The sequence below is a fragment of the Streptomyces cyaneus genome (assembly GCF_004028635.1).
GTDB classification, from domain to species: Bacteria; Actinomycetota; Actinomycetes; order Streptomycetales; family Streptomycetaceae; genus Streptomyces; species Streptomyces cyaneus.
The window spans coordinates 426,625-439,137 of the sequence record NZ_RQJW01000004.1 but is presented as its reverse complement, the minus strand read 5'-3'; the positions used below and the strand labels follow the sequence as shown (position 1 = coordinate 439,137).

The following is a 12,513-nucleotide window of genomic DNA, read 5'->3' as shown; positions in this document are numbered from 1 at the left end:
TCCGCGTCAAATGCGCTAGGCGCGCCCCGCGGTCTTCTGCGTCTTACGGGTGATGGAGTCGATGACCACCGTGGTCAGCAACACACCCGCGGTGATCATGTACTTCACCGGCTCGGCGATCGACTCCAACTGGAGCCCGTACTGGATCGACACGATCACCAGCACACCGAGCAGCGCGTTCCACGTACGCCCACGCCCACCGAAGAGCGACGTACCACCGATGACGGCCGCGGCGATGGCGTTCATCAGCAGGTCACCCGTACCGGCGCTCTGGTTGGCGGAAGCGATCTTCGAGGCCAGGAACAGACCACCGATCGCGGCGAAGCCACCCGAGATCGCGAACACGGAGATCCGCACCGCGGTGACGTTGATACCCGCACGACGCGAGGCCTCGACACTGCCACCGAGCGCGAACACCTTGCGGCCGTACGAGGTACGCCGCAGCAGGAAGTCCGTGCCGACCAGGAAGACCAGGAAGATCACCGTGGCCAGCGGCAGGCCCTTGTACTGGTTGTACATGATCGCCGCGGCGAACGAGACCACGCCCAGCAGCACCGTCCGCAGGATGGTGTCGCTCAGCGGCCGGGACGGGATCCCCGCGGCGTCGCGGCGGCGGTTGCTCAGGAACGAGGTGATGAAGAACACCGCGGTCATCACGGCAGCCAGCCCGTACGCGGCCGCGACGTCCGTGAAGAAGTACGTCGTCAGCTTGCCGATCAGACCGTCGCTGTCGAGGTTGATCGTGCCGTTCTCGCCCAGCGTCTGGAGCATGAAGCCGAGCCAGAAGAGCAGACCGGCGAGCGTGACGGCGAAGGCCGGCGCGCCCAGCACCGCGAAGAAGAAGCCGTGCGCCGCGCCGATGACGACACCTGCCGCGACGGCGAAGAGCACGGCCGCCCACTCGGGCCAGCCCTGGTTGACCGCGAGCACGGCCGCGATGGCGCTGGACGCGCCGCTGACCGAGCCGACGGACAGGTCGATCTCGCCGAGCAGCAGCACGAAGACGATGCCGACGGAGATCATGCCCGTGCCGACCATCGTGACGGTGATGTCGCTGATGTTCTGCGCGGACAGGAAGGCCGAGTTCAGGCTCTGGAAGATGACGCAGATGACGACCAGGCCGACGATGACCGGCAGGGAGCCCAGCTCACCGGCCTTCATCTTGCGCCGGAACTCGGTCAGGTAGCCGGCCAGGCCCTGCTCCTGCACCAGCAGGCGCGGGTCGACCGCGGTCACCGCGGCCGCTGCGGCCTCGGTGTTCAGGACCTCGTGCTCGTCCTGCGCCGTCGCGGAGGTCTTGTCGATGCTCACTTGGAAACCTCCCCGGTCGTGCGCGCCGCACGGCGGGTCACGGCGTTGTCGGTGGCGCCGGTGATGGCGGAGATGATCTCCTCCTGCGAGGTCGTCTTGACCTCGAAGACGCCGTTGTTGCGGCCGAGGCGCAGCACGGCGACCTTGTCCGCGACGGCCTTCACATCGGCCATGTTGTGGCTGATGAGGATGACCGCGTGGCCGCGCTCGCGCAGCCGCTCGACCAGGTCGAGGACCTGGGCGGTCTGCTCGACACCGAGGGCGGCGGTGGGCTCGTCGAGGATGACCAGCTTGGGCTCGCCGAGCATGGAGCGGGCGATGGCCACGGTCTGGCGCTGACCGCCGGAGAGCGAGGCGATCGGGATACGCACGCTGGGGATGCGGATCGACAGCGTCTGGAGCAGCTCGCGCGAGCGGCGCTCCATCTCGACCTCGTCGAGGACGCCCCATTTGCGGACCTCACGGCCCAGGTACAGGTTGCCGACGACGTCGATGTTGTCGCACAGCGCGAGGTCCTGGTAGACCGTCGCGATGCCCAGGCTCTGGGCGTCGTGCGGCCGGTTGATCGAAACGGCCTTGCCTTCCCATTCGATGACGCCCTCATCGATGGGGTGCACGCCGGCGATCGTCTTGACCAGCGTGGACTTTCCGGCGCCGTTGTCGCCCACCAGGGCGACCACTTCACCGGCGTGGACCTCAAGCTCTACGTCGGTGAGCGCCTGGACGGCACCGAATCGCTTGGAGACCCCGCGCAACGCCAACACGGGCGTAGCGGACACGTGAACCATCTCCTTCGCCGCCTGACCCGGCGGAAGGTTGTGCAGAGAATGCAGGTGGGTGGGCGGGGGGATACCCGCAGGGTTCCGTCCGGCGCCCCGCACCGAGCTTGCGGGGCTGACGTATGCGCGGGGCGCCGGAGGAGTCTGGAGCAGTCATGTCCCGTGCGGGAATTCAAGGCTGAATTCCCGCACCTTGGAAAGGGACCTGACGTTGCTTACTTGAGGCCGATCTTGTCGCAGGCGCTCTTGTACTTCGCGGTGCAGATCTCGGGGACCGTGTAGAAGCCCTCCTTGATGACCGTGTCGTTGATGTTGTCCGTGGTCAGCGACACGACCGGGATCAGCGCGGACGGGACGTCCTTCGCGCTGTCGCTGGAGACCTTGTCCTTGGCGATGGAGTCCAGCTTCTCGCCCTTGGCCAGCGCGACGGCCATCTCGGCGACGGCGTTGGCTTCCGACGGGTACGACTTGAACACGCTCATGTACTGCTCACCGGCGACGATGCGCTGTACGGCGGCGAGCTCCGCGTCCTGGCCGGTGACCGGGACCGTGAGGTCGGCGGCCTTGAGGGCGGTGATGATGCCGCCGGCCATGCCGTCGTTCGCGGAGTAGACGCCGGCGATGTTCTTCGCGCCGACCGCGGAGATCGCGGCCTCCATCTCGGCGTTGGCGTTGTCCGGCGACCACTCCTTGGTGTCGTACTCCTTGGCGATGGTGACCTTGCCGTCGAGGACGGAGTGGGCGCCCTTCTTGAACTGGGCGGCGTTCGGGTCGGTGACCGAGCCGTTGATCATGACGATCTTGGAGGACTTGGTGGCCTTGTCGCCCAGGCCCTTCAGCAGGGCCTCGCCCTGCGTGCGGCCGACCTCCTCGTTGTCGAACGAGGTGTAGGCGCTGATCGGGCCCTCGGCCAGGCGGTCGTAGGCGACGACCTTGATGCCCTGGTCCACGGCCTTCTGCACGGAGTTCTTGATCGCCTTGGCGTCGACGGCGTCCAGGATCAGCACGTCCACCTTGTTGGTGATCATGGTGTCGACCTGCTGGGCCTGAAGGTTGGCGTCCTGCTTGGCGTTGTTGTAGAGGAACTCCGCCTTGTCGTTCGTGAGCTCCTTGACCTTCTTCTCGATCAAGGGGCGGTCGAACTTCTCGTAACGCGCGGTCTTGTTCTCCGGGAGCAGGAGACCGACCTTGATGTTGTCGCCCTTTGCGGTGGCGGTGGAGTCGTTGTCCCCGCCCGCTTCCTCGGCGCTGCCACAGGCAGCCAGCGAGATGGCCATCGCACCAGCGGCAACGGCAACGGCGGCACGACGCATACGCGTGTTCACTTCAGAAACCTCCCTGACGAGGCCGCGACGTTGCGGCCGAGGTGGCTGGAAGTCAACTCGGCCACACGTGCGACGTCAAGAAGTAAATCCTTAACGAGATGGCAACGGTGCCATCCGTTCTCTAAGTGAAGGCAGGCGCGGCCGCATGCAGCGTGCTGTCCAAAAGGGTTGAATCACCCATCTCACTGAGCGCGAGAGCGAGTGCTCCGAGCACCTCCGCACGACCGCCAAGTGCCCCGGGGAGAACGGACAGTTGGCGCGCCGCGCTGGGGATGGCGTAGCGGCCGACGGACTCCCGGATCGGCCCGAGCACCAGCTCACCGGCCTCGGCGAGATCACCGCCCAGGACCACGCGGCTCGGGTTCAGGAGATTGCAGAGGTTCGCGACTCCACTGCCGATATGGCGGCCGACGTCGGCGATCACCCGACGGCAGCCCGGGTCTCCGTCCCTGGCCAGCCGTACGACACCCTCCATGGTCAGATCCGTGCCGTGACTGGACTGGAGGAGCGGCAGCACATAGCGCGCGGCCGCGAAGGTCTCCAGGCAGCCCCGGTTTCCACAGCGGCAGACCGGGCCGGACTCATCAAGAGTAATATGACCGATTTCTCCCGCTGTGCCACCCGGGCCCCGGTAGATCTTGCCGTCGATGACCAGACCGGCGCCCACACCGCTGGCGACCTTGATGTACGCCAGGTCCCGCACGCCCCGCCCGCTGCCCCAGACCAGCTCGCCCAGGGCACCGAGGTTGGCGTCGTTGTCCACGTGCACGGGCACGCCGAGCCGGCCGCGCAGCTCCTCGGCGGGCTTGGTGCCGGTCCAGCCCGGCAGGATGGCGGTCGAGCCGAGGGTGCCGGACTCGACGTCGATCGGGCCGGGCACACCGAGGCCGACCCCGGCGATCTTGGAGCGGTCGACGCCGGTCGCCGCGATCAGCCGGTTGACCAGCTGCTCGGCCCGGTCGAACCCTTGTGTCGAGGAAGCGTCCACATCCAGCGGCTCGGACTCCTCGGCCAGCACCTGGTGGGCGAGGTTCCCGACCGCCACGCGCAAGTGCGTATGGCCGAAGTCGACCCCTATGACGATCCCGGCGTCTCCGCTCAGGGAGACGCTGCGGGCCCGGCGGCCACCCGCCGAGGTGGGCGTGACCTCGACCGTTCCGCCATCCTTGAGTTCCCGGACGATATTGGAGACCGTCGCCGCGGACAGACCCGTCGTCCTCGCGATCTCCGCCTGGGTGAGGGATCCGGCCAGCCGGACGGCCCGTACGACCCGCTCCAGGTTGGCTCGGTGCAGCGACGACTGCGACCCCGGAGTCTCCACGACGACCTCCTGCGCGCGGGACCGCTTCGACGAGGCCCCGTTACGTGTCCAACTAGTGAACTCTAAGCTGAGCCGTTCGGGTTGCCTCCCGTCAAGAGGTTGAACCGGATCCGGGAGTGTGTACACGCGCGCGCGAGCCGCCCCGGTGTGGGACGGCTCACGTGTGACGTGGGGTGATGTGATGCTTACGGTGGAGCGAACAGAGAGCGTTTACTTCAGCGCACCGGCCGTCAGACCCGCCTGCACCTGCCGTTGGAAGATGAAGTACACGATCAGCACCGGCAGCATCGCGATCATCATGCCGGCCATCAGCGCGCCCCAGTCGTTCTCGTAGCCCTGCTGCAGGGCGATCATCGCCAGGCCCTGGGTGAGTACGTACTTGTCCTCGTTCTGGTTGAGGACCATCGGCAGCAGGTACTGGTTCCACTGCCCCAGGAAGTTGAAGATGCCGATGCTGATCAGGCCCGGCTTGGCCATCGGCACCATCACCTGGAAGAACGTCCGCGTGTGCGAGGCGCCGTCGATCAGCGCTGCCTCCGCGACCGACGTGGGCAGCGTGCGGAAGAACGCGGTCATGAAGAAGACCGTGAACGGCAGCGAATAGGCGATGTAGACGAGGATCAGACCCTGGTACGTCGCCAGCAGCGAGCTGCCCGGGAAGTCCCGCAGCACGAAGAAGAGCGGGATGACCAGCATGAAGACGGGGAAGGACATGCCGGCCACGAACATGAAGTAGATGAACCGGTTGCCCGGGAAGGTGAACCGGGCCAGCACGTACGCGGCCATGGAGCCCAGCACCATGGTGCCGGTCACCGAACCCCCCACCACGATCAGGGTGTTGAGGAAGTACTGGCCCATGTTCGCCTTGTTCCAGGCGTTGGCCCAGTTCTCGAAGTGCAGCGAGGTCGGCAGCCCCCACGGGTCGGAGAGGATGCCGTTGCTCGTCTTGAAGGAGCTCCACAGCACCCACAGCAGTGGCACACCGACCATCAGCGCCCACAGCACGAGCATGCCGTGCGAGAAGACGTGCAGGACACCGCCCTCGGAGCTGCGGCCGTCGGTCGCGCCGAGCTTCTTGGTGAGGCTCGGGCGGTCCTCCCCGTCCGTCTTGGTGACCGTGCCGGTGTTCGTCGTGTCCGTCGTCATGTCGCCCCGTACCCCTAGAACTCGATCCGCTCACGCCGCGCGAAGCGCATGGTGAGCACTGCGAACGTCATGGTGACGATGAGCATCGCGACGCCCATCGCGGACGCGTAGCCGAACTGGCTGTCGCGGAACGCCGTCAGATACAGGCGCAGCGGCATGACGTCCGTGGCGCCGTCGGGGCCGCCCATGTTGACCGACATGATCTGCACCAGGGCGAAGCCGTCCAGGGCGATGATGCCCATGTACACCCAGCCGGTCTGCACGGTGTCCCACAGCAGCGGCAGGGTGATCCTGAAGAAGGTGGGGAAGCGGCCCGCGCCGTCCAGCAGCGCCGCCTCGTAGATGTCCCGCGGGATGGACGCCATCGCCGCCGAGAAGAGCACGACGTAGAAGCCGACGTGCGACCAGATCATCACCGCCATGATGCACAGCAGGGCGAGGCTCTTCTCGCCCAGCCAGGCGTTCTGGAGGCTGTCCAGACCGACCGCGCCCAGCAGGGAGTTGAGCATGCCGTCCTGCGGGTCCGGGTTGTAGATGTTGAACCAGATGACGGCGATGATGGTGATGGAGATGACCTGCGGGAAGAAGAAGACGAAACGGTAGAACTTCGAACCCGCGACCCCGGTGATGACTTCGTTCTTACGTCGCTTTCCGCCGACATTGAGCATGAAGGCGAAGAACAGGCCGAGCCCCAGCGTCACGATCGGCACCGCGATCAGCATCCAGACGTTGTGCCACAGCGCGTTCCAGAAGTCCTCGTTGTGCCACAGCTTTTCGAAGTTCTCGAATCCGACGAACTTCGCCGTGCCGACGAGCCCCGACCAGTCGGTCAGCGAGATCTGGAATGCCTGGACGAACGGCGAGATCACGAAGACCGCGTAGACGATGATGGGCAGGGCCAGGAAGCCCACGATGAATCGGTATTTGCCGTGTTGCATGGTACTTCCCGGCCCTTCCCCTTGAGTGCCGTGGTGCCTGACCGGACTTTCAGCTCTCGCGCTTGAACTTCTTCACCGAGTCGTCCTTCGCCACGGCGTCGGCGTATGCCTGTGTCTTCTTGATCCACTCGGCCGCCTTCATCTCACCGGTGAGCAGCTGCCCGGTGAGACCGCCGATCTTCTCGTCCGTGAGCGAGGGGTACCACTCCTGGAGCTGGAGGCTGATGATGTTGTCACCGGCGTCCTTGAACGCCTTGCTCGCCGAGGCGAGGCCCGGCGACAGACTCATGCCCTCGGTGGCGTCGACGACACAGGTCAGGGACTTCACCAGCTTGGCGAAGTTCTGGGCGTGCTTCTTGGACAGCATGATGCGCAGGAGTTCCATGCCGCCGGCCGGGTTCTTGCCCTTGCTCGCCACGATGTACGGCTCGCTGGGCTCGGCGCGCAGGGTGCCGTGCGGCATCTTGTCGCCGCCGCCGTCGAAGAGGGCGCCGACGGACATCTGGAAGTCCTTGGGCGTGGTCGGGGCGGCCTCGTTCTCCACCCAGGAGCCGTTGGGGATGAAGATGGCCTTGCCCTTGTTCCAGGCGGTCTGCGACTGAATGTGCGTCAGGCCCTGGCTGCCCTGAAGGAAGTACTTCTTGGCGGCCAGCTCCTCGTAGTGCTCGACGACCTGCTTGACCGCGTCGTTACTGGTCCAGGCGTTCGCCTCCAGGTTGTCGATGGCGATCCAGCCCTCCATACCGCCGATCTTGGCGATCTGGGCGAACAGGTTGAAGTGGACGTAGTACGGATACTTTCCGGCGTACGTCCAGGGCGCGATGCCCTTCTTCTTGATCTCGCCGCAGAGCTTGACCATCTCGTCGAAGGTCTTGGGGTACTCCCAGCCGTTGTCGTCGAGGGCCTTCTGCGAGTACCAGGTGCCGTAGATGGTGAAGGCGTAGTACAGCACGTCGAAGGTGTCGCCGTGCTTGCCCTTCTCGATGGTGCTCGGGTGGATGACGTCCGAGATCTTCTTGCTCGGGTCGTCCATCGAGGGGGCGTCGAGCAGCGCCTGGAGGTCCTGGAGCTGACCCTGGGTGGACAGCTTGTTCATGTCCAGGTGGTCGGCGCCGGAGTTGTCGATGACGTCCGGCGGGTTGCCGCCCGCGAAGCGCGGGGTCAGCTTCGGGCCGACCTGCTGGGTGCCGGTGTGCTTGACGGAGGCGCCGTAGGTGGCCTTGTAGTCGGCCTCCGCGTCCTTGGCGTACTGGTCGCCCAGGCCGCCCTTGAAGATGAACGCCTCCAGGGCGACGCCCTTCTCGACGCCGAGCGGGTTGGTGGCGGACTTCGCACCACCGGGCGCCTTGGTCTCCTTCTCCTCGCCCCCACCACCGCCGGTGGCACACGCGGACAGGAAGCTCATCGTCGGTACGGCGATCAGACCCAGCGCGGCGGACCGCTTGATCAGATCGCGGCGCCCCACAGCTGCGGAGCCGTTCTTCTCAGGGTTCTCGGCGGAAGTGGATCCCATGCTCAAGTCCTCGCCTTCTCCAGGACTCAGGCGGTGAACCGGATCCTCCCCGGCACCGCGATCGGGTCAAGCTGGGGTTGTGCAGGAAGTGCGGAATCATGTGAAGTGCCGACAGGTATAGTCCACTTCCCGCCAGCGGAGCAAGATCGAATGCAAGTTTGGCCGATGGTCTTTTCCGAGTTGAGACCTCACGGAAATATGAGCGCCCTGTGGGCGGCTTGCCGGAAAAATCCGCGACATAGGCCTCGAATGCCACAGGCAACACCCTTGACAATGCTTGGCACTTGAGCCACAACTGATCCTTGCGCAGCGAAGTTGACAACGTTGTCCCGTGCGCAGGGAGGGTACCGGCTTATGCAGCAGAGAGCTCGGCACAGATGGGGTACGGCGGTCGTGTCGGCGGCCGCCTTTTGTTTGACCGTGGGCTCACAGGGCGCGGCGGTCGCCCTGCCTCAGGCGCCCGCGACGGCCGACGGGGAGTTCGCGTCCTCGTTCGAGGCGGCCGATCCGGCACCCGACTGGCTCAATACCGTCGACACCGCGCCGGACGGCGGCAAGCGGGCCTCGGGTGTCGACGGTGGCTACAGCAGCGGCATTCCGGGCAATGTGACCGACCATGTCACGGACGTACGGGCGAGCGGCGAGAACACCGGCGGCGGGGAGGTGAAGGAGAACCTCGCCGACGGGGAGCCGAGCAGCAAGTGGCTGGTCTTCGCGCCCACCGGATGGGTGGAGTTCGACCTGGACAAACCGGTAAAGCTCGCGAAATATGCGCTCACGTCGGCCAACGACTACGCCGAGCGCGACCCGCAGGACTGGACCCTGAAGGGCTCCACGGACGGCAAGGAGTGGAAGACCCTCGACACCCGCTCCGGCGAGACGTTCGCCGAACGGTTCCAGACAAAGACGTACGACATAGCGGAGCCGGCCGAGTACCAGCACTTCCGGCTGGACGTCACCAGGAACAACGGCGCCGCCGACATCCTCCAGCTCGCCGACGTCCAGTTCTCGACGGGCGGCAGTGACGGCCCGGTCCCGCAGGACATGCTCTCCCTCGTCGACCGCGGCCCGAGCGGCTCGCCGACCGCGAAGGCGGGCGCGGGCTTCACCGGCAAGCGGGCGCTCAGGTACGCCGGCCGGCATACGGCCAACGGGCGGGCGTACTCGTACAACAAGGTCTACGACGTGAACGTGGCCGTCGGCCGCGACACCCGCCTGTCCTACCGCCTCTTCCCGTCGATGGCCGACGGCGACCTCGACTACGACGCCACGAACGTCTCCGTCGACCTCGCCTTCACCGACGGCACCTACCTGAGCGACCTCGGCGCCACCGACCAGCACGGCTTCCCGCTGTCGCCGCGCGGGCAGGGCGCGGCCAAGGTGCTGTACGTCAACCAGTGGAACAACGTGGCCTCGCGGATCGGGTCGGTCGCGGCCGGCAAGACCGTCGACCGGATACTCGTGGCGTACGACTCCCCCGAGGGCCCGGCGAAGTTCCGGGGCTGGCTGGACGACATCGCTCTGAGGTCCGTCGCGCCCGAGAAGCCCAAGGCGCACCCGTCCGACTACGCGCTCACGACCCGCGGCACCCTCTCCAGCGGCGGGTTCTCGCGCGGCAACAACTTCCCGGCGACCGCCGTGCCGCACGGCTTCAACTTCTGGACACCGGTGACGAACGCCGGGTCGCTGAGCTGGCTGTACGACTACGCCCGATCGAACAACGACGACAACCTGCCGACGATCCAGGCGTTCAGCGCCAGCCACGAGCCCAGCCCCTGGATGGGTGACCGGCAGACCTTCCAGGTGATGCCGTCGGCCGCCTCCGGCACCCCGGACACCGGCCGTGAGGCGCGTGAGCTGGCCTTCCGGCACGAGAACGAGACCGCGCGGCCGTACTACTACGGGGTGCGGTTCGAGAACGGGCTGAAGGCGGAGATGGCGCCGACCGACCACGCGGCGGCGCTGCGCTTCACCTACCCGGGCGACGACGCGAGCGTCCTCTTCGACAACGTGACCGACCAGGCGGGGCTCACGCTCGACAAGGAGAACGGGATCGTCACCGGCTACTCGGACGTGAAGTCCGGGCTGTCGACGGGTGCGACACGGTTGTTCGTGTACGGCGAGTTCGACAAGCCCGTGACCGAGGGGTCCGCCGACGGGGTGAAGGGATACCTGCGCTTCGACGCCGGCGACGACCGAACCGTCACTCTCCGCCTCGCCACCTCGCTGATCAGCATCGACCAGGCGAAGGACAACCTGCGCCAGGAGATCCCCGACGGCACCTCCTTCGACACGGTCAAGTCGCGCGCCCAGCGCCAGTGGGACCGGCTGCTCGGCAAGGTCGAGGTCGAGGGGGCGACGCCGGACCAGCTGACCACGCTGTACTCCAGCCTGTACCGGCTGTATCTGTACCCCAACTCCGGTTTTGAGAAGGTCGGTTCGAAGTACCAGTACGCGTCCCCGTTCTCCCCGATGCCGGGCCCCGACACCCCGACGCACACCGGCGCGAAGATCGTTGACGGCAAGGTGTACGTCAACAACGGCTTCTGGGACACCTATCGGACGACGTGGCCGGCGTACTCACTGCTGACGCCCAGTCAGGCGGGTGAGATGGTCGACGGCTTCGTGCAGCAGTACAAGGACGGCGGCTGGACCTCCCGCTGGTCCTCCCCCGGCTACGCGGACCTGATGACCGGCACGTCGTCGGACGTCGCCTTCGCGGACGCGTACGTCAAGGGCGTGGACTTCGACGCGAAGTCGGCGTACGACGCGGCCGTGAAGAACGCGACGGTCGTGCCTCCGTCATCGGGCGTGGGCCGCAAGGGCATGGTGACCTCGCCCTTCCGCGGCTACACCAGCACCGAGACGCACGAGGGCCTGTCGTGGGCGCTGGAGGGCTACCTCAACGACTACGGCATCGCGCGGATGGGCCAGGCCCTGTACAAGAAGACCGGCGACAAGCGGTACAAGGAGGAGTCGGAGTACTTCCTCAACCGCGCCCAGGACTACGTCAACCTCTTCGACCCCAAGGCCGGCTTCTTCCAGGGCAGGGACGACAAGGGTGACTGGCGCGTCGAATCCTCCAAGTACGACCCGCGGGTGTGGGGGTACGACTACACGGAGACGAACGGGTGGGGCTACGCCTTCACCGCCCCGCAGGACAGCCGGGGCCTGGCCAACCTCTACGGCGGCCGCGGCGGCCTCGCGGACAAGCTCGACGAGTACTTCGCCACCCCGGAGACGGCCTCGCCCGACTTCGTCGGCTCCTACGGCGGCGTCATCCACGAGATGACGGAGGCGCGGGACGTCCGGATGGGCATGTACGGCCACTCCAACCAGGTCGCCCACCACGCGAACTACATGTACGACGCCGCCGGACAGCCCTGGAAGACGCAGAAGAACGTCCGCGAGGTGCTGTCGCGGCTGTACGTCGGCAGCGAGATCGGGCAGGGCTACCACGGTGACGAGGACAACGGCGAGCAGTCGGCCTGGTTCCTGTTCTCCGCGCTCGGCTTCTATCCGCTGGTGATGGGCAGTGGCGAGTACGCCATCGGGTCGCCCCTGTTCACCAAGGCGACGGTCCATCTGGAGAACGGCCGGGAGCTGGTCGTCAAGGCGCCGAAGAACAGCGCGCGCAATGTGTACGTACAGGGTCTGAAGGTCAACGGCGTTCCGTGGAGGTCGACTTCACTCCCCCACTCGCTGATCGCGAAGGGCGGTGTCCTGGAGTTCGACATGGGGCCGCGGCCCTCCTCATGGGGCACCGGCAAGAACGCGGCACCGGTGTCGATCACCAAGGACGACGAGGTGCCCGTGCCGCGGGCGGATGTGCTGAAGGGTGAGGGGGCGCCGTTCGACGACACGTCCGCGACCGAGGCGAGTGTCTCCTCGCTCTCCTCGCTGGATCTGCCGGCGCCCGGGCGCACCAAGGCCGTGCAGTACACCCTGACGTCGCCGTCGGACCGGACGAAGGCGCCGACCGGCTGGACGCTGCAGGGTTCGGACGACGGGACCACGTGGCTGACCCTCGACAAACGCTCCGGGGAGTCGTTCGCCTGGGACCGGCAGACACGGGCGTTCTCCGTGGGGTCTGCGGGTACGTACGGGAAGTACCGCCTGGTGTTCGACGGTGAGGCGGTGGTGTCGGAAGTCGAACTGCTCGCCTGAGCAGGTGCATTGG

At 66.5% G+C, this 12,513-nt stretch carries 8 protein-coding genes; 1 reads left to right on the top strand and 7 read right to left on the bottom strand.

Annotated features, from left to right (window positions below; genetic code table 11):
- Positions 1–15 precede the first annotated feature (15 nt).
- From EHO50_RS17270 to ngcE, 7 genes are all read right to left on the bottom strand, one after another.
- Entirely contained in the window at positions 16–1,311 is a 1,296-nt protein-coding gene (locus tag EHO50_RS17270) for a sugar ABC transporter permease (RefSeq protein ID WP_128431033.1), read from the bottom strand.
- A complete protein-coding gene (locus EHO50_RS17265) occupies positions 1,308–2,099 on the bottom strand; it encodes an ATP-binding cassette domain-containing protein (protein WP_164904870.1) in 792 nt (263 codons plus the stop codon). Before EHO50_RS17265 ends, EHO50_RS17270 begins: the two co-directional genes overlap by 4 nt.
- Positions 2,100–2,305: 206 nt before the next feature.
- A complete protein-coding gene (locus tag EHO50_RS17260) occupies positions 2,306–3,415 on the bottom strand; it encodes a sugar ABC transporter substrate-binding protein (RefSeq protein WP_128431031.1) in 1,110 nt (369 codons plus the stop codon).
- Between the two features lie 121 nt (positions 3,416–3,536).
- Positions 3,537–4,736, bottom strand: a complete 1,200-nt coding sequence (locus EHO50_RS17255) for an ROK family transcriptional regulator (RefSeq protein ID WP_128431030.1) — start codon at positions 4,734–4,736, stop codon at positions 3,537–3,539.
- A 210-nt stretch (positions 4,737–4,946) separates the two neighbouring features.
- On the bottom strand, positions 4,947–5,882 hold the full coding sequence (locus EHO50_RS17250; protein ID WP_128431029.1) for a carbohydrate ABC transporter permease: 936 nt from the start codon (positions 5,880–5,882) through the stop codon (positions 4,947–4,949).
- A 14-nt stretch (positions 5,883–5,896) separates the two neighbouring features.
- Positions 5,897–6,820, bottom strand: a complete 924-nt coding sequence (locus EHO50_RS17245) for a carbohydrate ABC transporter permease (RefSeq protein ID WP_128431028.1) — start codon at positions 6,818–6,820, stop codon at positions 5,897–5,899.
- 49 nt (positions 6,821–6,869) lie between these two features.
- Complete coding sequence (gene ngcE, locus EHO50_RS17240; RefSeq protein WP_128431027.1) at positions 6,870–8,333, bottom strand: N-acetylglucosamine/diacetylchitobiose ABC transporter substrate-binding protein; 1,464 nt, start codon at positions 8,331–8,333, stop codon at positions 6,870–6,872.
- A 354-nt stretch (positions 8,334–8,687) separates the two neighbouring features.
- On the opposite strand from ngcE, the gene EHO50_RS17235 reads away from it, so the two are divergent.
- A complete protein-coding gene (locus tag EHO50_RS17235; RefSeq protein WP_181449638.1) occupies positions 8,688–12,500 on the top strand; it encodes a GH92 family glycosyl hydrolase in 3,813 nt (1,270 codons plus the stop codon).
- The last annotated feature ends 13 nt before the right edge of the window (positions 12,501–12,513 follow it).